The 21919-nt window shown below is 42.5% G+C and carries 22 protein-coding genes; 20 read left to right on the forward strand and 2 right to left on the reverse strand.

Annotated features, from left to right (window positions below; translation table 11 throughout):
- Positions 1–230 precede the first annotated feature (230 nt).
- The 9 genes from EP58_RS12345 to glnA all read left to right on the forward strand — a co-directional run bounded on the left by EP58_RS12345 (position 231) and on the right by glnA (position 9447).
- Complete coding sequence (locus EP58_RS12345) at positions 231–959, forward strand: glycerophosphodiester phosphodiesterase (protein WP_036093868.1); 729 nt, start codon at positions 231–233, stop codon at positions 957–959.
- Between the two features lie 204 nt (positions 960–1163).
- On the forward strand, positions 1164–2834 hold the full coding sequence (locus tag EP58_RS12350) for a glycerol-3-phosphate dehydrogenase/oxidase (RefSeq protein WP_036093869.1): 1671 nt from the start codon (positions 1164–1166) through the stop codon (positions 2832–2834).
- Positions 2835–3024: 190 nt separating this feature from the next.
- Entirely contained in the window at positions 3025–3465 is a 441-nt protein-coding gene (locus EP58_RS12355) for a hypothetical protein (protein ID WP_036093871.1), read from the forward strand.
- A gap of 90 nt (positions 3466–3555) precedes the next feature.
- Positions 3556–4482 (forward strand): tRNA (adenosine(37)-N6)-dimethylallyltransferase MiaA, encoded by a 927-nt coding sequence (gene miaA / locus EP58_RS12360; RefSeq protein WP_036094169.1) that lies wholly within the window; start codon positions 3556–3558, stop codon positions 4480–4482.
- Positions 4483–4616: 134 nt separating this feature from the next.
- Complete coding sequence (gene hfq / locus EP58_RS12365) at positions 4617–4850, forward strand: RNA chaperone Hfq (protein WP_036064844.1); 234 nt, start codon at positions 4617–4619, stop codon at positions 4848–4850.
- 148 nt (positions 4851–4998) lie between these two features.
- Positions 4999–6210, forward strand: a complete 1212-nt coding sequence (gene hflX / locus EP58_RS12370) for a GTPase HflX (protein WP_373862709.1) — start codon at positions 4999–5001, stop codon at positions 6208–6210.
- A 1-nt stretch (position 6211) separates the two neighbouring features.
- Positions 6212–7507 (forward strand): methionine gamma-lyase family protein, encoded by a 1296-nt coding sequence (locus EP58_RS12375; protein ID WP_052171452.1) that lies wholly within the window; start codon positions 6212–6214, stop codon positions 7505–7507.
- A gap of 178 nt (positions 7508–7685) precedes the next feature.
- On the forward strand, positions 7686–8054 hold the full coding sequence (locus EP58_RS12380) for a MerR family transcriptional regulator (RefSeq protein WP_036093874.1): 369 nt from the start codon (positions 7686–7688) through the stop codon (positions 8052–8054).
- 58 nt (positions 8055–8112) lie between these two features.
- Positions 8113–9447: a type I glutamate--ammonia ligase gene (glnA, locus tag EP58_RS12385; RefSeq protein ID WP_036093876.1), complete on the forward strand. Its 1335-nt coding sequence runs from the start codon at positions 8113–8115 to the stop codon at positions 9445–9447.
- A gap of 50 nt (positions 9448–9497) precedes the next feature.
- On the opposite strand, the gene lexA is transcribed toward glnA, so the two are convergent.
- Entirely contained in the window at positions 9498–10112 is a 615-nt protein-coding gene (lexA, locus tag EP58_RS12390; protein WP_036094173.1) for a transcriptional repressor LexA, read from the reverse strand.
- A gap of 159 nt (positions 10113–10271) precedes the next feature.
- On the opposite strand from lexA, the gene yneA reads away from it, so the two are divergent.
- From yneA to EP58_RS17040, 11 genes are all read left to right on the forward strand, one after another.
- A complete protein-coding gene (gene yneA / locus EP58_RS12395; RefSeq protein ID WP_036093878.1) occupies positions 10272–10601 on the forward strand; it encodes a cell division suppressor protein YneA in 330 nt (109 codons plus the stop codon).
- Positions 10602–10677: 76 nt separating this feature from the next.
- The gene (mscL, locus tag EP58_RS12400) at positions 10678–11133 is read left to right on the forward strand and encodes a large conductance mechanosensitive channel protein MscL (RefSeq protein ID WP_036093879.1); all 456 of its coding nucleotides are present in this window, start codon (positions 10678–10680) and stop codon (positions 11131–11133) included.
- A gap of 21 nt (positions 11134–11154) precedes the next feature.
- Positions 11155–11388 (forward strand): DUF896 domain-containing protein, encoded by a 234-nt coding sequence (locus tag EP58_RS12405; protein WP_036078737.1) that lies wholly within the window; start codon positions 11155–11157, stop codon positions 11386–11388.
- 163 nt (positions 11389–11551) lie between these two features.
- On the forward strand, positions 11552–13546 hold the full coding sequence (gene tkt / locus EP58_RS12410) for a transketolase (RefSeq protein WP_036093880.1): 1995 nt from the start codon (positions 11552–11554) through the stop codon (positions 13544–13546).
- Positions 13547–13778: 232 nt separating this feature from the next.
- Positions 13779–14015 (forward strand): YneF family protein, encoded by a 237-nt coding sequence (locus EP58_RS12415; protein WP_103034820.1) that lies wholly within the window; start codon positions 13779–13781, stop codon positions 14013–14015.
- A gap of 239 nt (positions 14016–14254) precedes the next feature.
- Positions 14255–15436 carry an amidohydrolase gene (locus tag EP58_RS12420; protein WP_036093882.1) on the forward strand — a complete coding sequence of 394 codons (1182 nt, stop codon included), beginning with the start codon at positions 14255–14257 and terminating at the stop codon, positions 15434–15436.
- 340 nt (positions 15437–15776) lie between these two features.
- Positions 15777–17543 (forward strand): ABC transporter ATP-binding protein, encoded by a 1767-nt coding sequence (locus EP58_RS12425; protein ID WP_036093884.1) that lies wholly within the window; start codon positions 15777–15779, stop codon positions 17541–17543.
- Entirely contained in the window at positions 17530–19329 is a 1800-nt protein-coding gene (locus EP58_RS12430) for an ABC transporter ATP-binding protein (RefSeq protein WP_036093885.1), read from the forward strand. Before EP58_RS12425 ends, EP58_RS12430 begins: the two co-directional genes overlap by 14 nt.
- Before the next feature lie 77 nt (positions 19330–19406).
- Positions 19407–19883, forward strand: coding sequence for a CcdC family protein (locus EP58_RS12435; RefSeq protein ID WP_036093887.1), 477 nt, complete (start codon positions 19407–19409; stop codon positions 19881–19883).
- Between the two features lie 116 nt (positions 19884–19999).
- A complete protein-coding gene (locus EP58_RS12440) occupies positions 20000–20503 on the forward strand; it encodes a hypothetical protein (RefSeq protein ID WP_036093889.1) in 504 nt (167 codons plus the stop codon).
- A 123-nt stretch (positions 20504–20626) separates the two neighbouring features.
- Positions 20627–21238, forward strand: coding sequence for a hypothetical protein (locus EP58_RS17040; RefSeq protein WP_052171453.1), 612 nt, complete (start codon positions 20627–20629; stop codon positions 21236–21238).
- A gap of 54 nt (positions 21239–21292) precedes the next feature.
- On the opposite strand, the gene EP58_RS12450 is transcribed toward EP58_RS17040, so the two are convergent.
- A complete protein-coding gene (locus EP58_RS12450; RefSeq protein ID WP_036093891.1) occupies positions 21293–21901 on the reverse strand; it encodes a lysophospholipid acyltransferase family protein in 609 nt (202 codons plus the stop codon).
- Positions 21902–21919 lie beyond the last annotated feature (18 nt).

Genomic DNA, 21919 nt, shown 5'->3' on the forward strand with positions numbered 1-21919 from the left:
GGAAAGAAAGTTTCCCAATTTTAATTGCTAATATAAGTAGTAGGAATAAAAGCTTGTTACTAATTCCGTTTTGCTGACTCCAGTTATTCTCTACTGACCTATCATAACACATGTTTCTAGCGCTGTAATTCGATAGACAATAAAAAAACGGGAATTTATTAAATTTGAGACAATTGTCTTATTTATGTATAATAAAAAGAACAATATGTCACATAAGTGAGGTGAGGAATTTGACGGAAATATTTGCCCATCGCGGGAGTAAAGGGTTGTATCCGGAGAATACGATGCCGTCTTTTTTAGCTGCGGTGAAAGCTGGGGCGGATGGCATTGAATTAGATGTCCAGTTGACAAAAGATGGTATTCCTGTCGTGATCCATGATGAAACGGTAAATCGGACGACAAATGGCTCGGGATTAGTGAAAGATTTTACGTTGAGAGAGCTTCAAAAATTGGATGCGCATCAAGGGTATAAGAAACATTTACGAGCGTTGTTCAAAAAAACAAAGATTCCGACATTGGAGGAAGTGCTTGTCGTATTAGGTCGGTATCCGTTGATTCTAAATATTGAATTAAAGACGGATGCGTATGATTATCCTGGAATAGAGGAGAAAGTGCTGGAGCTTTGTGAAAAATGGGCTGGACGGCTGACTTTCTTATTTTGTTCCTTTAATTTAGAGACGCTAGCACGGCTCAGAGCGCTAGACGATACGATTAAACTTTCGGCGATAACGAAGTTGGACGTGGAAGAAGCGATGGCGCAGTTTGCAAGTTTGCAACTGGATAGCATTAATCCACCATACACGATTCGAAATCAAGAAGCGCTTGCGAATGTGGCGACGCGCTGTTGGACGGCTAATAAAGTAAGTCAGATGGAGACGCTTTTTGATGAGAATGTTCGCGGGTTTATGACGGATTTTCCAGAAAAAGCTGTAGAGATACGAAGGGGACGAAACAAATAGCTTTACTTTTAGGGAACGGCTGTACTATAATTGGAGACAAGTTAATATTAATTATTGTCTGAGATACGGAGAGACTACAAATGGCGAGCGCAATCGCTTGTTTTGTAGTCTCTCTTTTTTTGTGTAGCGGTTTCAAACCCGGCGAAAAGTGGAAAACAGATGATGAGGGATAGACTTCAAACAGGTCCTAGAGGGGGAAAAATGATGGTACAATTATTTTCAGCATTTGACAGAGAAACGATTCAAACGAAGATGGCAGAGGAAGCATTCGATTTAGTTATTGTAGGCGGTGGGATTACTGGTGCAGGGATTGCGCTGGATGCCGTTTCACGTGGGATGAGCGTAGCGTTAATTGAAATGCAAGATTTTGCTGCGGGAACTTCTAGCCGTTCGACAAAACTGGTTCACGGTGGCTTGCGTTATTTACAACAATTTGAGATTAAAGAGGTAGCTGATTTAGGGAAGGAACGCGCGATTGTGTATGAAAATGGTCCACACGTGACGACGCCTGAATGGATGATGTTACCGTTTCATAAAGGCGGAAACATGGGGAAACTGAGCGCTTCATTTGGTATTCGCTTGTATGATTATTTGGCCGGTGTAAAAAAAGACGAGCGCCGCAAAATTTTATCAGCAAAAGAAACGCTGGCTAAAAACCCATTTGTGAAAAAGGAAGGGCTGAAAGGTTCGGGTTACTACGTGGAATATCGGACGGATGATTCGCGTTTAACGATTGAAGTCATGAAAAAAGCCGTTGAACTCGGCGCGAAAGTCATCAATTATACAAAAGCGGAGAATTTCCTCTATGATGCAAAAAAACAAGTTGTTGGTGTTGTTGCGCGTGATCGTATCACCGGAAAAGTATTCGATATTAAAGGACATCGCGTGATTAATGCTGCTGGACCTTGGGTGGATAAAGTGCGTAAAATGGATTATACAGTCAACAATAAGCACCTGCGCCTAACCAAAGGAATCCATCTTGTTATCGATAAAACGAAATTCCCGATGGAGCAGGCTGTTTATTTTGATACGCCGGATGGTCGGATGGTCTTTGCTATTCCGCGTGAAAAGAAGGTCTATGTTGGGACGACGGATACGGTTTATGAAGAAATGGTGATCAATCCAAAAGCGAATGAAGAGGATCATAAGTACGTGATTAAAGCGATTAATTATATGTTCCCAGATGTTCATATTAGTGAAAATGATATTGAATCAAGCTGGGCTGGCGTTCGTCCACTTATTTACGAAGAAGGCAAGGATCCATCTGAAATTTCACGTAAGGATGAGGTCTGGTTCTCTGAAAGCGGCTTGATTACGATGGCTGGCGGGAAGTTGACTGGTTATCGTAAAATGGCCGAGAAGTTGCTAGATGAAGTTTCCAAAGCGCTTGCTAAAGAAACTGGGAAGAAATTCAAAACGGTACAAACGCATCATTTGCCGATTTCGGGTGGAGATGTAGGGGGTTCGAAAAATATCGACGCATTCATTGAGAAAAAAGCAAAAGAAGGGAACAATCGCTTCGGTTGGTCGCTTGCGGAGGGTCGTGAACTTGCGAAACGCTACGGTTCGAATATTGACCATGTGTTCACGTATGCGCAGGAGCATAAAGAAAACGGTACATCGCCATTGCCAAACAGCTTGTATGCACAACTCCACTATGCGATTTATCAAGAAGCGGTGATTCATCCTGTTGATTTCTTATTGCGTCGTACGGGATACTTGTTGTTTGATATGCCGTATTTGTTGGAATGGAAAGAGGAAGTTATAGAAGATATGGATAGATTATTCCAATGGGATGCGCAGACGAAAGAACAACTGGTTGCGGAATTGCAAACGCAAATTGATGATGCACGTGAACCGGCAGACTGGCATTAATTGCGATTTTATAGTTTGGTTAAGCCTCTCGAACGAATCTTTGAGAGGCTTTTTGTTATACCTGAATCTATCGCGAATATTTTTATAGGAATGCGGATTAAAAAGTAGTAGAATAGAAAAGTAATTTATTATACGATGGTTCATTACAAGAACTCCAAGGCACTTAGGAATTTAGAAGGAGATGTTTTTTATGTCGATGGTGATGCGTTTTTTAAGTGAACATGCGGAAGAGGCGACGGACTATTGGATCAGCACTTATTACGTGAACTCAGAGGAATATCAAGCGCGAAAATTTACTCCTGGTTATATGGAAGCGCACCGTAAAGAGACAATTACGCTTCTTAGGCTGGCTCTGGTAAATGAGGAGAGCATTCCTTCCAATGCAAAGAGTATGGGGGAGGACAGGTATGATATGGGGACGAGTTTTGCAGATGCACTCAAAAGTCATATGAGTTTTTATAGAGCGGTGAATGAATTTCTAATTATCCATTATACAAAGCGCACGTTTTCTTGTGAGGAAGCGGAATTCTTGGAAGCTTTACTAAAACTTCGAAAATATGAGGCTGCTTCTGTGGAACAACTTATTGCCGGCTATACGATGCAAGAAGGATTAGAAGCACCGACCGCGTGATGGTTGGTGTTTTTATTGATATATCGCACTTTGGTAGTGACCGCCGCAGTGTTTAGATGGTACAATAGAGGTATGGAAGGGGAGATTTTTTTGAGCAAGATTCCCGTTATTGTAATTGTTGGGCCGACTGCGGTTGGGAAGACGGCGCTTAGTATTGAGATGGCGCAGGCTTTTGATGGAGAGATTATTAGCGGAGACTCCATGCAGGTCTATCGTGGCTTAGATATCGGTACTGCAAAAGTGACCGATGCTGAAATGGCTGGAATTCCCCATTATTTGATTGATATTCGTGAACCGAGTGAACCTTATGATGTATCAGAATTTAAGCGGGAGACGCATCGGCTTATTCGCCAAATTTGGCAGGCTGGGAAAGTACCATTTCTTGTTGGTGGTACGGGGCTCTATGTGCAGTCCGTTCTTTATGATTATACTTTTTCAGAAGTGGAGAGTGACGCGGCTTATCGTGATGCTTTAGCTGAAATGCCGGTTGATGCGCTTTTAGAGATGTTGCGCGAGGTGGACCCGCGGAGTGCTGAAAAGTTACACGAGCATAATCCGCGGCGTATTATTCGGGCGTTAGAAGTATATCATTTGTCTGGTAAGAAATTCTCCGAGTTGCAGAATCAGGGACAACAATCAAGTGAGTTCGAGCCCTTGTTAATTGGCTTGGATCGTGATCGCGCGGAGCTTTATGAGCGCATCAACCTGCGTGTGGATATCATGATGAATCAAGGGTTATTGGAAGAGGCGCGAAAGCTTTGTGACACTGGTTTGCGTGAAGTTCCAGCGGCGCGAGGCATTGGCTATAAAGAATTGTTTGCCTATTTTGATGGGGAGATGTCACTAGATGCGTCTGTGGAACTACTTAAGCGTAATTCGAGGCGTTTTGCTAAGCGGCAATTGACATGGTTTCGCAATCGTTTGGATGTCACGTGGTTTGACACGAAGGAAGCTGGTGTCGAAAACGATATAGCAAGTGTGATTAGACAGTTTTTAGCAACAAATCGTGTGTTTTAATCCCGAATAAAAAGGGTATTTGAAACTAGCATAGAGAAAACAGTCTTCTTTTTTGGAAGTGTCATTTGTAGTTTTTGTACATTTCGTATAGAATGGAGATAACTGAAAAAGATAGAGAATAGGAGCGATTCATTATGAAACAAGGTGGGCAAGGGTTACAGGATCATTATTTAAATCAACTGCGGAAAGAGAAAATTTTGGCGACGGTATTCTTAACAAATGGATTCCAGTTGCGTGGTCGGGTTATCAGCTTCGATAATTTCACGGTTTTGCTTGATGTAGATGGCAAACAACAACTTGTATTTAAACATGCGATTTCAACATTCTCTCCACAAAAAAATGTAGCTTTGAAGTCGGATGATGAATAGGCTAATTGAATTCTAAAAAAGAACATAAGCCGAATGTTTTGTATCCGTTTCGATGGGTGCGGGCATTCGGTTTTTATATGGATTTTCGTCTTTCTTTGTGTCGCTTTTTGTGCTACGATGAATGGAGGAAATGATAGGAGTGCGGATAATGGTGGAAAGAGCGATATTGGTCGGCTGCGAATTGCCGAAACAGACAGAGGAACACTTTTACTATTCGATGTTAGAATTGGGGAGCTTGGCGAAAACGGCACAAGCAGAAGTCGTTGGGGAAGTAACGCAAAAGCGGGAGCGAGTACATCCGGCTACATTTGTTGGTTCTGGGAAAATAGAAGAAATTGCAGCGTTTGTTGCGGAGATGGAAGTCGATGTGGTGCTTTTTAATAGTGAACTTAGTGCGACGCAGGTTCGGAATATTTCTAAGATTGTCGATGCGCGAATTCTTGATCGGACGCAGTTGATTTTGGATATTTTTGCGATGCGTGCGAAGACTCGAGAAGGAAAACTGCAAGTGGCATTGGCGCAATATCAATATTTGTTGCCTAGATTAAGCGGTCAAGGGGTTTCTTTGTCGCGTCTTGGTGGCGGGATTGGGACGCGCGGACCTGGGGAAACGAAATTGGAGATGGATCGACGCCATATTCGTCAAAAAATGGTCGATATTAAGAAACAGCTGGATACAGTGGTGAAACATCGCGAGCGGATGACTGCTAGACGGAATGACCAGGCTATTTTTAGGTTTGGCTTGATTGGCTATACGAACGCTGGGAAGTCGACACTTTTTAACCGATTGAGTGATGCGAAAACGTTGGAAGAAGATCAGTTGTTTGCGACGCTTGATCCGACGACAAGGAAATTGGCTTTTTCACAGGGATACACAGCGCTTTTGACGGATACGGTTGGCTTTATTCAAGATTTGCCAACGACGGTCGTTGCGGCTTTTCGTTCGACACTTGAAGAGACGGCGAATGTGGATGTTCTTTTGCATGTGGTCGATTGTTCGAATCCGGATTATGTCCAGCATGAAAAAACGGTTTTGACGCTACTTGAGGAGTTGGAAATGCACCATATTCCGATTTTGACGGTTTATAATAAAAAGGACCAACAGTTGCCTCATTTTATCCCGACACAGCCGAATTATGTCGAGGTAAGTGCGCTTGAAGAATCTTCGCAGTACTTTTTGATGGAGAAGATGTTGTGGGAAATCAAGCAGTTGTGGCAACCTTATGTGGTTCGCGTTCCTGCAAGTGACGGGCGAATGTTACATAAATATAAACAGGAAACGGTTATTATTGAAGAGACGTTTGATGAGGAAACGGAAAGTTATCAATTAAAAGGCTATCAAGCGCGAAAGGATAAGTAAAATGACATCATTTTTTAAACAAATACCGGATGAACTGCGTCAGTTAGCGTATCGTGTGGAGGATGAATTGCGCTCTTTGCAACGCGAGACGGAGGTCATTGCCGAAGAAAATCAATGGAAGGTCATGCAGGCTTTTCAGAAAAACCGGGTGAGTGATTTCCATTTCACGCCATCGACGGGTTATGGTTACGATGATGACGGCCGTGACACGCTAGAACGAGTCTATGCAGACGTTTTCAAAGCAGAGGCGGCACTTGTTCGCCCGCAGATTATTTCAGGGACACACGCCATCTCGACGGCTTTATTTGGCGTACTACGTCCTGGCGATGATTTGTTATATATGACAGGTGCGCCATATGACACGTTGGAGGAGATTGTTGGTGTTCGTGGCTCCGGTAAGGGTTCGTTGAAGGAGTATCAGATTGGATATGACATGGTTCCATTACAAGAGGATGGTTCTGTTGATTTTGAGTCGGTACGTGCGAAAATAAAGCCCTCGACCAAAATGATTGGGATTCAGCGTTCGCGAGGATATGCGGATCGGCCTTCTTTTTCGATTGCAAAAATAAAAGAGATGATTGCGTTTGTTCGCGAGGTGAAGTCGGATGTTATTGTTTTTGTAGATAATTGTTACGGCGAGTTTGTCGAAGTTTTAGAGCCGATTGAAGTAGGTGCTGATTTAATTGCGGGGTCTTTGATTAAAAATCCGGGTGGTGGATTGGCCAAGACGGGTGGTTATATCGCTGGGAATGCGGCGTTAGTTGAATTGTGCGCGTATCGTCTAACAACACCTGGAATTGGTGCAGAGGCGGGAGCATCTCTATATAGTTTGCTGGAGATGTATCAAGGCTTTTTCTTGGCACCGCACGTTGTTTCGCAAGCTGTTAAGGGAGCACGTTTTACAGCGGGAATCTTGGGCGCGTTTCAGGTGGAGACAGATCCAACTTGGGATGCATCACGAACCGATTTGATTCAGAGTGTTTCTTTTCATAATCGCGAAAAAATGGTTGCCTTTGCTCAAGCGGTTCAAGGAGCATCGCCGATAAACGCGCATGTTGTTCCAGAAGAGGCGTATATGCCAGGGTATGAAAATGACGTTATCATGGCAGCGGGAACTTTTATTCAAGGAGCAAGCCTGGAATTAACGGCAGATGGTCCAATTAGAGAGCCGTATCAGCTATATGTACAGGGTGGACTCACGTATGAGCATGTAAAATTAGTGGTGTTATCGGCAACGAATCGGTTGATTGAGCAGAAACTTTTGTCGGTATCGCAAATAACATCAGGATGTAAATAAATTCAAAAAAACAGCAAAAATATTTTTTGTTGTTTTTTTATATTTCATGGTAACCGTTGATACGTAAGGTTTTTAGTGTATGTCAGATAATCTGACATAAATTTGACAAATGATATCACATACATTATAATGCAACTAACATATGAAAAATATAGAGTTTTGAAAGGGGTAAATTGTCGTGAGTGAAAAAGAAATTAGAAGATCGATGCCTCTTTTCCCGATAGGTCCTGTCATGAAATTAACAGATCTTACTGCGCGACAAATTCGTTATTACGAGGATCAAGGATTAATACACCCAGCAAGAAATCAAGGGAATCATCGACTGTATTCGCTACAGGACATCGATATACTGCTTGAGATTAAAGATTATTTGAATGATGGTCTGAATATTGCGGGAATTAAAAAAATGTACCAAATGCAGCAGGATGAACAGAAAACACCGCTCACTGATGAGGATGTACGTAAGATTTTGCGAAAAGAGATGCAGCAAGCTGGTCGATTCGTGAAACAAGATGCCTCTGGAAAGCAACAATTACCAAGGTTTTGACACAAGGTATTTACTTTAAAAAAGTTTATATAATATCAATTATTGGGAGGATTTAATTATGACATCGTATACTAAAGAAGACATTTTTCGCTTCGCAGACGAACAAAATGTGAAATTCATCCGCTTGCAATTCACGGATATCCTAGGAATCATTAAGAACGTGGAAATTCCCGTAAGCCAACTAGGCAAAGCATTGGATAACAAAATGATGTTTGATGGCTCCTCTATTGAAGGATTTGTACGTATTGAAGAGTCTGACATGTACTTATTCCCAGATCTTGCTACATGGGTTGTGTTCCCTTGGACAGCAGAAAAAGGGAAAGTGGCGCGGTTGATTTGTGATATTTATAATCCGGACGGAACAATTTTTGCGGGGGATCCTCGTGCTAACTTAAAACGTGTATTAGCCGAAATGCATGACTTAGGATTTACAGATTTTAACTTAGGACCAGAACCCGAATTTTTCCTTTTCAAACTAGATGAGAAGGGTAAACCAACGCTTGAATTGAACGACAACGCTGGTTACTTTGACTTAGCACCAACCGATTTGGGTGAAAATTGTCGTCGTGATATTGTATTAGAATTAGAAGAAATGGGTTTTGAAATTGAAGCGAGCCACCATGAAGTAGCTCCAGGGCAACACGAAATCGATTTCAAATATGAAGATGCCGTTACAGCATGCGATAATATCCAAACATTCAAATTAGTCGTAAAAACAATTGCTCGTAAGCACGGTTTGCACGCGACGTTCATGCCAAAACCGTTGTTCGGCGTGAATGGATCGGGGATGCATTTCAATATGTCGCTGTTCAACAAGGACGGCAATGCGTTCTTTGATGCAGATGGCGAAGAGCAATTAAGTCAAACGGCGTATTATTTCTTAGCGGGCATGTTAAAACACGCGAAAGGCTATACTGCGGTAACGAATCCGACCGTTAATTCATATAAGCGCTTAGTTCCTGGATATGAAGCGCCATGTTATATCGCTTGGTCTGGTAAAAACCGTAGCCCACTTGTTCGTGTACCAAGTTCTCGTGGATTGAGTACGCGTCTGGAGCTTCGTAGCGTCGATCCAGCAGCAAATCCATATCTAGCAATGGCTGTATTGCTTCGTGCTGGCTTAGATGGTATCAAGAACGAGCTTACTCCGCCGAAACCTGTGGATCGCAATATTTATGGCATGAATGAAGAAGAGCGTCACGCGCACGGTATTTTCGATCTTCCAGAAAGCCTAGCGTTAGCTTTAAAAGAACTTGCCACCGATGATATCGTTGTTGATGGTTTGGGCGAACACATTCTGGAACATTTTGTGGAAGCTAAAACAATTGAATGTGATATGTTTAGAACCGCGGTTCACCAATGGGAACGTGATCAATACATGGAAATATATTAATATGTAAACTAAAAAAGTGTCACGCCGATAATGGTGTGACACTTTTTTGTTTAGCGAATATCTCGGTACAAGCCAATGACTTTTCCTAAGATGGTAACATTTCTTAAAAGAATTGGCTCTAAAGCATCATTCTCTGGCTGTAAACGGAAATGGCTAGATTCTCTAAAGAACCTTTTGCAAGTAGCTTCGTTGTCATCCGTCATTGCGACAACGATTTCGCCATTATTAGCGGAATTCTGTTGTCTTACAATCACTTTATCACCATTAAGAATACCTGCATTAATCATACTTTCGCCATCAATTTCTAGCATAAATATCTCTGTTTCACCATTTGCCATATATTCAGGTAAAGGGAAGTATTCATCAATATTTTCAACAGCTGTAATAGGTATACCTGCTGTCACTTTACCAATAATAGGAATATTAATAACGTTTGGTGCTGCGATATCATCTTCCAAAGATAGGATTTCAATAGCTCTAGGTTTAGTTGGATCCCGGCGAATGAGCCCTTTTCCTTCAAGTCGTGCTAGGTGACCGTGGACTGTGGAGCTAGAGGCTAAACCAACTGCTTCACCGATTTCACGCACGGAGGGTGGATAACCCTTGTCTTTTACTTCGGACTTGATAAAGTCGTAGATATCTTGTTGCCGTTTGGATAATTTCATTTGTTTCACCCCGTTCACTCTTTCATTACTTCTTTATTAATCCCAGTATATCAAAGATTTTTTAGATATGCAAACAATTGTTCGTTTTTTATTGACATAACAGAACGAGTGTTCTATAATGAATAAAAAGCGAACGTATATTCTTTTGGAGGGATAAAGATGACTTTAAAATCTATTTGGGATCGGTATTATATTGCGATTATATTTATTATTACGTGTTTTGTTTTAGGTTTAGTATTAATGTTTGTGACAGTTAATCAGGCAAATTCTGATTATAATGAGGTCTATGTTGCTAGCGGGGATTCGATTTGGAGTTTAGCGGATGAGTACGCTGGTGATTATAAAATGAGCAAACAAGAGTTCGTAGCATGGGTCGAGAAAGAGAACCAGATAATCAACGGTAAATTGACAGCGGGTGAGACAATCACAATACCAGTTAAGAAAGGTAACACAGATATAGATCACTCTATTCAATTAGCAAATGAGTAAATAGGACACAATGCTTTAAAAACCTCTGCTTTTCATGTAAAATAGTCGTTGATAATGAACAAGAAGGGGTTTTTCGATGTTTAAAGATTTTAAAGCATTTATTTCGAAAGGAAATGCATTAGGTATGGCAATTGGTATTGTCATTGGCGCTGCGTTTACAAGTATTGTGAACTCGCTTGTAAATGATATTATCATGCCTCCATTAGGGCTACTAGTAGGTAATGTAGACTTTACGAATCTATTTATCAGCTTAAATGGGACACATTACGATACACTAAAAGCTGCTCAAACTGCCGGAGCACCAACGATAAATTACGGTTTGTTTGTCAATAATGTTATCAGTTTTCTTATTATTGCTTTCTCGGTTTTTTTGATTATTAAAGTGGTAACAAAATATATTCCACTAGAACCGAAAAAGCCTGCTACGAAAGAGTGTCCTTATTGTTTGTCTGCTATTCCAGAGAAAGCGAGTAAATGCCCACAATGTACATCGGACTTGACTCAAGATGAGGAATCAGGATTATCAGTATAATAGTAAACAAGGAGGAACATAATGTTAGAGAAAGCGAAAATAGATCGAATTAACGAATTGTCGCACAAGAAAAAAGCAGGTACGATGACTGTTGATGAGAAGCTAGAACAAGAGGCACTTCGTCAAGAGTATATCAAGTCCTTTCGAAATCAAGTTCGTGATACGATTGAGCACACGACATTCATCGATCCGAATGGTGATGATGTAACGCCTGAAAAAATAAAACGAAAACGTGACGAGCGAAATAAGCTGTGAAGGAACTGGAGGGATTGGTATGTCTCTCCATTTCTTTATATTCAATCGAACATTATCGATCATTTTAATGCATTTGTAAACAATTAGATATTTTTTAGTTGTGTAATAGTCTAGAAAGGATTATTATAGAGAGTAGTGACTAAAACAAGAGAGGATGTTTCATTTGTTTGATAAAACGGATCAATTAGCAATTAATACTATTCGAACATTATCGATCGACGCAATTCAGAAAGCCAATTCTGGTCATCCAGGATTACCAATGGGGGCTGCCCCAATGGCGTATGCATTATGGTCTAAAGTACTGAAGGCCAATCCAGCTAATTCACACTGGTTTAATCGCGACCGCTTTGTTCTTTCTGCAGGCCATGGTTCTATGTTGCTTTACAGCCTGTTACACCTTAGTGGCTATAAATTAGGATTAGAGGATTTGAAGCAATTCCGTCAATGGGATAGCAAAACACCTGGTCACCCTGAGGTTCATCATACGGATGGTGTAGATGCGACAACCGGTCCACTTGGACAAGGCATCGCGATGGCTGTTGGTATGGCGATGGCAGAAAGACATTTAGAAGCAATGTATAATAAAGATGGATTCCCAGTTGTGGATCACTATACATATGCATTATGTGGTGATGGCGATTTAATGGAAGGTGTGGCATCGGAAGCTGCTTCCCTTGCTGGACATCAACAACTAGGCCGCTTGGTACTTTTATATGATTCTAATGATATTTCACTAGATGGTGATTTGGATAAATCATTTTCTGAAAGTGTAAAACAACGCTTTGAATCTTACGGTTGGGAACATTTGCTTGTTAAAGATGGCAATGATACAACTGAAATTTTAGCGGCTATCGAAAAAGCGAAACAAAATACATCGCAACCAACGATGATTGAAGTGAAAACAGTTATTGGTTTCGGTGCTCCAAACGAAGGAACAAGCAAGGTTCATGGCGCTCCACTTGGTGCGGATGGCATTAAGGCTGCAAAAGCTGTATATGGTTGGGATTACGAAGAAGACTTCTACGTTCCAAGCGAAGTATATGATCGCTTTAAAGAGACGATTGCGAAGCGTGGCGCTGAGGAAGAAGAAGCATGGAACACGATGTTTGCTTCTTATAAAGAGAAATTCCCAGAACTTGCGGCTCAATTAGAGCTTAGCTTGAATGAGGAACTTCCAGAAGGCTGGGACAAGGATTTACCTGTATATGGTGAGGATAAATCGCTTGCTAGCCGTGCGTCAAGCGGTGAAGTCATCAATGCTTTAGCTACTAAATTACCTCAATTATTTGGTGGATCTGCTGATTTAGCTGGTTCTAATAATACAAATATCGCAACAGATGGTGAGTTTACGAAAGCTACACCTGCTGATCGTAATATTTGGTTTGGTGTACGTGAGTTTGCAATGGGGGCTGCACTGAATGGTATGGCGCTACATTCTGGGCTTAAAGTTTACGGGGGAACATTCTTCGTATTCTCTGATTACCTACGTGCAGCGATTCGCTTATCTGCGATTCAAAACCTACCAGTGAACTATGTGCTGACGCATGACAGTATCGCAGTTGGGGAAGATGGACCAACGCATGAGCCTGTAGAACAAATTGCTTCTCTTCGTGCAATGCCTGGTTTGACGTTACTTCGCCCAGCAGACGGGAATGAAGTTGTTGCGGCATGGAAAATTGCGATTCGCTCAACTAATCGTCCGACTGCTCTTGTGCTTACGCGTCAAAACTTACCAACATTGCCTAATTCTGCTAAATTGGCGGAAGAAGGCGTGGCTAAAGGAGCTTATGTATTGTCTCCAGCGAAGAAAGACGTGGCAGATGTACTTCTTTTAGCTACTGGATCAGAAGTTAATTTGGCTGTACAAGCACAAGCAAAACTTGCAAAAGATGGCATTGACGCATCTGTCGTTAGTATCCCATCATTTGACTTGTTTGAGCAGCAATCGGCGGAATATAAAGAGAGTGTTCTACCGAATGCGGTTCGTAAACGTGTATCTATCGAAATGGGCTCAACACTTGGTTGGGAACGTTACGTTGGTTTAGATGGTAAAACAATCGGAATTGACAAGTTTGGCGCTTCAGCACCAGGCGATACGATTATTAAAAACTATGGTTTCACTGTGGAGAATGTCGTTAACGCTGTGAAGTCTTTGTAAGTAATAGATTGGAAGTGCAAGGTGAGGCGAGTTTTTCGCTAAATCATTTTGCACTTCTTTTTAGGATAATGTGTTGTGTATACGTTGTGTTGATGGTATAATGAGGCAGTTGTGATTTTTTAATGATAGCGAACTTTTATTGCTATAGAATATCGAAAAACTATTGTTTTGGCCTGATAAATCAAGTACAATAAAAGGGATATATTGTTTCGAGGAGGAGAAAGAGAATATGTTGTGGTATATACTTATCGGCATACTTTGCTTAATTGCTGGTTTGGCATTAGGATTTTTCATTGCAAGAAGATACATGATGACGTATCTGAAGAAAAACCCGCCAATCAATGAGCAAATGTTACAAATGATGATGGCCCAAATGGGAATGAAACCGTCACAGAAAAAAATTAACCAAATGATGAACGCTATGGGTAAACAGCAAGAAAAAGAAGGCAAAGCGAAGAAGAAAAAATAAGATTAGGACGGGGTATTGCACGATTTACTTGTTCTAAATAGCTTAATTGATGGTATACTTGAAACACTTTTTGGGATTACGTTTGAGACGTGATTTTGAGAGGTGTTTTTTAGTTTCGAGTAATATTTGCAGAATATTTCGGGTTTTCCGAGCGTGTCGCAAGTAAAAGTGGTGCTAGAGTGGTAGAATAGGTTCATGCAGACGAGGCGGTATTTTTAATTGGAATTGGAGGCGTTGGAATGAATGATAAGATAAAGGTTGAAGTTAAGCGAAACGAGGAGAAGATGGTTGCTTTTCGGAGGGATTTACATAGGAATCCGGAGTTGTCGTGGCAGGAGATTCGGACGACGAACCGGGTTGTGGCGGAGCTTGAGCGGATAGGCATTGCGTATCGGCGAATGGAGCCGACGGGGGTCGTGGCGGAGCTGGTTGGGAATAGGAATGGGAAAACGGTGGCGCTGCGTGCGGATATGGACGCGTTACCCGTGATGGAATTGAGCGAGGCGCTTTCTTACCGATCGGGAAATGATGGGAAAATGCATGCATGTGGGCACGATGCGCATACGGCGATGTTGCTTTGTGCGGCGGAAGCGCTGGTTGGTATTCAGGATGAGTTGGCTGGGACGGTGCGTTTTATTTTTCAGCCGGCGGAGGAGATTACGGAAGGTGCGGAGGCGATGATTCAGCAGGGTGCGATGCAGGGTGTGGATAATGTGTTCGGAATTCATATTTGGTCGCAGATGCCGACGCATGCCATTTCTTGTAATGCTGGGCCTGTTTTTGCGTCTGCGGATGTGGTTGAGATTAAGTTTACGGGACGTGGTGGGCATGGTGCGATGCCGGACGCTTGTATTGATGCGGCGGTGGTTGCTTCGGCTTTTGTGATGGGGGTTCAGGCGATTGTATCACGGGAAACGGACCCGCTTGAGCCAGCTGTTTTTACGATAGGGCGCATGGAGGCTGGGACGCGTTATAATGTGATCGCGGAGAATGCGGTTTTGGAGGGGACGGTTCGTTCGTTTCATCCGCGGGTTCGTGAAAAAATGGAGGCGGCGATTCGGCGTTATGCGGAACAGGTTGCGGCTACTTATGGTGCAACGGCGGAAGTGGATTATCGGTATGGGACGCATGCGGTGATAAATGAGGAACAGAGCGCGAACTTGGCGCAACGTGTGGTTACGAGTAGTTTTGGTGATGCGGTGCTTTATTCGGACCGACCAACGACGGCGGGCGAGGATTTTAGTTATTATTTGCAGGAGGCTCCTGGTTGTTTTGCGCTTGTTGGTGCTGGAAATCTGGAGAAGGATACGGAATGGGCGCATCATCATGGCCGTTTTAATGTGGATGAGGATGCGATGGTTTATGGCGCGGAACTCTACGCGCAGTATGCCTACACATATTTGACAGAGAATCCTGAATAAGGGTTCTTTGTCTGTCAAATAAAAAAATTATAAATATACTTGAATCTTTGAAAGAAATCGGTTACACTAGTTCCTGTAAACAAATTTGAGAAGGAGGTAAGGACAATGAAAAAGATAATTGGATTTGATGAGCGAACCATTATTGTAGGAGATAGCCTAAATTCGGCGTCCGTTATATCGAGGAAGAGGTACAGGCTTATTTGAGGGCTGTTATGTGTACTTTTGTGGGATTATTTCGATATATATTTCCAAACAGTAATGGGCAGAGCAAGACGTGTCCGTTATTTTTTATGTCCAAAAACAGGAATAAAAAGGGTTTCAAAAGAAAAGAGGGTTGGGAATGAAGATTTATAAGGAGTTGGGATGGTTTTTTAAAGAGCAGCGAAAATCGTATATTATCGGGGTTTCATTGCTTTTTATGATAACTTTACTTCAACTGGTGCCGCCGAAAATACTTGGTATGACGGTGGATGCGATTAGTAAGGATACGCTGACGAAAAATCATTTATATATGTGGATGGGAGTTCTGCTTGGGGCTGCTGTTGTCGCGTATGTTGGTCGTTATTTTTGGCGGATGATGATTTTTGGGTCGGATAATAAGTTGCAACGTCAATTGCGGTTACGATTATTTGAGCATTTGTCGAAAATGTCGCCGTTCTTTTTTCAGCGCTATCGGACGGGGGATTTGATGGCGCACGCGACGAATGATATTTCCGCGATTCAGCAAGTGGCTGGATTTGGCGTTTTGACGTTGTGTGATTCGATTTTGACGGGGAGCACGGTTATTGCGACGATGGCGATTACGATTGATTGGCGCCTGACGTTGATTGCGCTTTTGCCGATGCCGTTTATGGTGTGGGGAAGCTCGGTGCTTGGTCGGAAATTGCATGATCGTTTTCATAGTGCCCAGGCGGAATTTTCGAAGTTGAATGATAAGACGCAGGAGAGTTTGTCGGGGATTAAGGTTACGAAAACGTTTGGACAGGAGCAGGAGGATATCGAGGATTTTAGAAGGCAGACGGAGGAGGTTGTCGGTGTCAATGTGAAGGTTGCAAAACTGGATGCGATGTTTGATCCGATGATTTCGATTATTGTGAGTGTTTCGTTTGTACTATCGCTTGCTTTTGGGGCCAAATTTGTGATGGAAGGGACGCTCACGATTGGTCAGGTGATTGCATTTACAAATTATTTATTCTTACTGATTTGGCCGATGTTGGCGTTTGGATTCTTGTTTAATGTGATTCAGCGTGGGAATGCGTCTTATGATCGACTAAATACATTATTGAGTGAGCCGGAGGACGTGAAGGATGATTTTGGGGCGATCGATGCGTTGCCACGTGGGGATATTGATTTTGCGTTAGAGGCATTTACGTATCCGGATGAGGATGCGCCAGTTTTGCAGGATATTGTTTTTCAGTTGAAATCGGGTGGAACGCTTGGGATTGTTGGGCGAACGGGTTCTGGTAAGACGACGCTTTTGAAGTTGTTGATGCGGGAATATGATGATTATCAGGGGGCGATTAAGTTTGATGGGCAGCCGATTCAGTGTTATACGGTGCGGGGATTGCGCCGGGCGATTGGTTATGTGCCGCAGGATCAGTTCTTGTTTTCGACGACGGTTCGGGAAAATATTCGTTTTGGGAATCCGAAGTTGTCGCAGGCGGATGTGGAGCGCATTGCGGAGATGGTTTCGGTGCATGAGGATATTACGGAGTTCACGGATGGCTATGATACAGTCGTGGGCGAGCGTGGTGTGTCGCTTTCTGGTGGTCAGAAGCAGCGGTTAGCGATTGCGAGGGCGCTGATTATGAATCCGGAGTTGCTGATTTTGGATGATGCGCTTTCGGCTGTAGATGCGAAAACGGAAGAGCTGATTTTGCAAAATCTCAAAGCTAATCGGGCGGATAAAACGACGATTATTAGTGCGCATCGACTCAGTTCGGTGGAGCATGCGAATATTATTATCGTGATTGATAAAGGTAAAATTGTGGAGCGTGGGACGCATGCAGAGCTTGTGGTGCTCGACGGTTGGTACGCGGAAATGTTCCGAAACCAGCAATTAGAGGAGCTTATTGAGGGCGGGGGTGATACGAATGGAGCCGGATAATGAAGAAATGTTAACGATGAGTGGGAGAGAACATCGTGCGGTTTTGAAACGTTTGTTTAGCTACACGAAGTATCATGTCCCGGCGCTGATTTTAACGATTTTTCTGGTCATGTTGGTGACGTTGGCGGATGTATTTTTGCCGATTTTGATTAAAATATTTCTGGATGATTACTTGACACCGCTTCATTTTGTGGCTGGGCCGATTCTTTTGTTGGCATCGGGGTACATGGGTTTGGCGCTTGGCCGGTCTATGGTTTGGTATTTTCAACTGGTTTTATTTCAAAAGATTGCTTTGCGGATAGTGCAGCGCATTCGGATTGATATCTTTAGTAAACTTCAGAATATGGGGATGCGTTATTTTGATCAAACGCCTGCGGGGAGCTTGGTTTCGCGTGTGACGAATGATACGGAAGCGATTAAAGATATGTTTATAAATGTGCTCGGAACAGCGATTCAAAGTGTGTTTATGCTGATTGGAATTTACACTGCGATGTTTATTATGGATGCCAAATTGGCGGCGTATAGTTTGCTTGTTTTTCCGCTCACGATGTTGATTATTATTGTGTACCGAAAGTATAGTTCGCAGTTTTACAGGGCGCGTCGGGAAAAATTGAGTCAGCTAAATGCGAAAATTGCGGAGTCTATTTCAGGCATGTCGATTGTGCAGCAGTTTAATCAGGAAAAGCGCTTAATCGGTGAGTTTGAAGAGATTAATAAAGATTATTATGATGTTGGTATGAAAAATATTAAATTTAACGCGTTGCTTCTTGGCCCGGCGATTGATCTGATTTATTCGCTAGCGGTTGTGTTGATTCTTAGTTTCTTCGGGATTCAATCGTTTTCTGGGCCGGTCGCGATTGGGACGATTTATGCTTTTATCACGTATTTTGATCGGTTTTTAGAGGCGATTTACAACATTATGGAGCGGCTCGCGATGTACCAAGAGGCGATTACGGCGGCTTCGCGTGTGTTCCGGATTATGGATGGCACGGATTTGGCGCCGGAACAAGATGTGGAGGATGGTTTAGCCATCGGAAAAGCGAAGATTGAGTTCAAAAATGTCACGTTTTCTTATGATGGTAAAAAAGACGTTTTGAAGGATATTAGTTTTACCGCTGAATCGGGGCAAACGGTCGCGCTTGTTGGTCATACGGGAAGTGGGAAAAGCTCGATTATCAATTTAATGATGCGCTTTTATGAGTTTGAGCACGGTGAAATTTTGATTGATGGGAAGTCAATTAAGCGGTATCCGATGGAGGAATTGCGTGCGAAAACGGGGCTGGTTTTGCAGGATAGCTTTATGTTTTATGGCACGATTAAGGATAACATTCGGTTGCATAATAAGATGATTACGGATCGAGAAATTTTGGAAGCGGCGCAGTTTGTTCAGGCGGATCGGTTTATTAACACGTTGGCGGATAAGTATGATCATAAGGTGATTGAGCGTGGTGCTTCGTTTTCAAGTGGGCAGCGTCAGTTGATTTCGTTTACTAGGACGGTCGTGACGAATCCGCAAATCCTTGTTTTAGATGAGGCAACGGCGAATATTGATACGGAGACGGAAAGTTTGATTCAGACGGGCTTGCGAAATATGAGGCAAGGTAGGACGACGATTGCGATTGCGCACAGGCTTTCGACGATTAAAGATGCGGATCTGATTTTGGTGCTTCGAAAAGGGAGCATTATTGAGCGGGGAACGCATGAGGAATTGCTTGCGCATGGTGGTGTCTATCATTCGATGTATCAGTTGCAAAACAGTGGCATGGATTTAGAGGAGCTTGGTTAATTGGGCATAAAGGTTGTTTTTCTTCTAAAAAAGTTTATAATGAGGCAAGTAAATAGTGCCGATTAGGAGGAAGAAACGTGTCATTTATATTATCAATTATCATCACGCTTGTTTTTGGTGTCGGGGTTATCTTGATTCGGATGAAGGCGTCGAAAGAGCCAGCGACTGTGAAAAAAATTATTATTCCGCCGATTATGATGAGTACGGGGGCGCTTATGTTCGTCATTCCGTATTTCCGTGTTTCGCCAGCTGGTATTCTCGAGGCTGTGTTGATGGGGCTAGTTTTCTCGCTCATTTTAATTTGGACAACGCGGTTTGAGATTAAGCATCAGTATGTCTTTATTAAGCGGACGAAATCGTTTCCAGTTATTTTGTTGAGTTTGCTTTTAATCCGACTCGGTATTAAATATTGGATTAGTGGCTCGGTGGATGTTGGGGAATTGTCTGGAATGTTTTGGATTCTAGCGTTTGCGATGATTGTTCCTTGGCGAATCGCGATGTATTTTCAATATAAAAATGTCGCTGGGAAGCTGGAACAAACGGAAGAAACCTGATTTTAAAATTTGGGAGGATTTATCCCATGAAAACGGTTGAATTATGACAGGAACATCGATATAATGAGTAAGGTTGCGCGAATTGGGCAACATGTATAAAAGAGGAGGTTTTTCATTTGAAGAAATGGTTAGTAGCTTTATTTTCCCTTGCGCTTGTGTTTGGCTTAGCGGCTTGTGGCAATGATGCGAAGGATGAAAAAGAGACAGAGAAAAAAGATGTAAGCGCGGATGCCATGAGTTTTTACATGGATTTAGTGGCAAAAATTAATGACAATGATACGGACTATGACGCATATCAAGCGGCGATTGGTAGTGACACACCGCCAACGGATGCAGAGCTTGCAGAACTTGCGGCAAAAGCAAGTAGCTCGGCAGACAAAGTATCACAAGTATTGGCTGATGTGAAAGTACCGAACTTGGGTGCAGAGACAGACGCTTTCAAAACAGCGGTAAAAGACTTAAGTGATGCGTATGCAGCGGAGGCTAAAGGCTTAAAGGCTTCTCCAATCGATACAAAATCAGCGGATGAAGCCATGCAAAAAGCTTCTGATGCACTTGGTCAAGCGTTGAAAGATACTGGCTTAGCGCCATCGAGTATCATGAATGACACAGCAGCATAAGAAATGAAATAGGGCGTTGTAGCGTAAAAACTGCAACGCCCTTAGTTTGTGTTTGTAACTTTTTGCAATTGTAAGTATAATGGGAAAGTAATGATTAATAATATCTAATGGAGGGGTTTTATTTTGAAAAAATGGATAGTGGGGACATTAGCGGCAGTAACTGTATTTAGTTTAACGGCTTGTGGCAATGTGAGTGATGAAACGAAGGACGAAGCGAAAGAGAAGGTGTCATCTAAAGCGGAGGATGTAAAGGAGAAAGCTAAGTCAAAAGCGGATGAGATGAAGAAAGAAGGTAGTGCAAAACTGGATGAAGCAACACAAAAGCTGCATACGAAAGCCATGGATTTCTACACGGATTTGGTTGATAAGGTGAATGAAAAAGATAAAGATTATGATGCGTATATAGCAGATATTACGAGTGATGCTCCATCCAAAGGAGCGAAGTTGGACGAATTGGCAGAGAAAGCTAGTGCCTCCGCAGAAAATATTTCGGAAACGTTGGCGAATGTGAAGGTTCCTGATTTAGGAGAGCGCACAGATGCGTTTAAAACGTCAATTCAAAGCTTGAGCGATGCATTTGCTGAAAAAGCAGCGGCGATAAAGGCGAATCCTGGCGACACAAAAGCAGCAGAGAAAGCGGATGCTGCGATACAAAATGCGTCAGATAAACTTTCAGAAGCTCTAAAAAATATTGGTTTGGCGGGTTCTAATATCGTGAATGATATTACTGGCTGAGCATGAAAAAAACCTTGATTCCCAAGTGCGAGCGACGCGGGATCAAGGTTTTTATTATTTTACTTTCGTTGCGTCTATTTCTGCTTGTAAACGTTCGAAGGTTTTCAAAACTTCTTCGGATTTAATTTCTAGCAGTTCTTTTTGATCGATGTCTTTGTCGTTGAATGGGATTGGATCGCCGAATCGAATGATGACTTTTTTTCGTTTGAATAATTCACCGACTGTTTTTGGTCCGTCGTATACGGCTGGCAGGATTGGAACTTTACCCTTTAGTGCCACGGTTACTGCGCCTCGTTTTAGATGGAGACCAGCTGATTTCCTAGTACCACTTGGGAAAATACCAACTACTTTTCCGTCTTTTAAAAGGCGAATTGGAAGTTTGATCGCGCTTGGACCTGGATTTTCACGATTTACTGGGAAGGCGTTCAGATGGCGCATTAACCAGTTTAGTGACTTGGTTTTGAATAGTTCTTGTTTTGCCATGTAGTGAATTTGAAGTGGTTTTATGGCAAATCCGAGGTAGAGAATCTCCATCCACGATGTGTGCGTTGAAACGACAACGAATGGCGCTTCGGGGATTTTGTCTTTATTCTGTACCTGGAAACGTCCGCCGATTATCGTGAGAATCACCTGGACGAAATTTCTCGCAAAAGTGTAGAACAAGTTGGTTCACTCCTATAA

The sequence above is a fragment of the Paenilisteria newyorkensis genome, assembly GCF_000766145.1.
Taxonomy (GTDB): domain Bacteria; phylum Bacillota; class Bacilli; order Lactobacillales; family Listeriaceae; genus Listeria_A; species Listeria_A newyorkensis.

Bases quoted from the DNA above. Each gene is read 5' to 3' on its own strand.
- EP58_RS12350 (WP_036093869.1), top strand. From the start codon at position 1,164: ATGGTACAATTATTTTCAGCATTTGACAGAGAAACGATTCAAACGAAG.
- EP58_RS12355 (WP_036093871.1), top strand. From the start codon at position 3,025: ATGTCGATGGTGATGCGTTTTTTAAGTGAACATGCGGAAGAGGCGACG.
- hfq (WP_036064844.1), top strand. From the start codon at position 4,617: ATGAAACAAGGTGGGCAAGGGTTACAGGATCATTATTTAAATCAACTG.
- hflX (WP_373862709.1), top strand. From the start codon at position 4,999: ATGGTGGAAAGAGCGATATTGGTCGGCTGCGAATTGCCGAAACAGACA.
- EP58_RS12375 (WP_052171452.1), top strand. From the start codon at position 6,212: ATGACATCATTTTTTAAACAAATACCGGATGAACTGCGTCAGTTAGCG.
- glnA (WP_036093876.1), top strand. From the start codon at position 8,113: ATGACATCGTATACTAAAGAAGACATTTTTCGCTTCGCAGACGAACAA.
- lexA (WP_036094173.1), bottom strand. From the start codon at position 10,112: ATGAAATTATCCAAACGGCAACAAGATATCTACGACTTTATCAAGTCC.
- yneA (WP_036093878.1), top strand. From the start codon at position 10,272: ATGACTTTAAAATCTATTTGGGATCGGTATTATATTGCGATTATATTT.
- mscL (WP_036093879.1), top strand. From the start codon at position 10,678: ATGTTTAAAGATTTTAAAGCATTTATTTCGAAAGGAAATGCATTAGGT.
- EP58_RS12405 (WP_036078737.1), top strand. From the start codon at position 11,155: ATGTTAGAGAAAGCGAAAATAGATCGAATTAACGAATTGTCGCACAAG.
- EP58_RS12420 (WP_036093882.1), top strand. From the start codon at position 14,255: ATGAATGATAAGATAAAGGTTGAAGTTAAGCGAAACGAGGAGAAGATG.
- EP58_RS12425 (WP_036093884.1), top strand. From the start codon at position 15,777: ATGAAGATTTATAAGGAGTTGGGATGGTTTTTTAAAGAGCAGCGAAAA.
- EP58_RS12430 (WP_036093885.1), top strand. From the start codon at position 17,530: ATGGAGCCGGATAATGAAGAAATGTTAACGATGAGTGGGAGAGAACAT.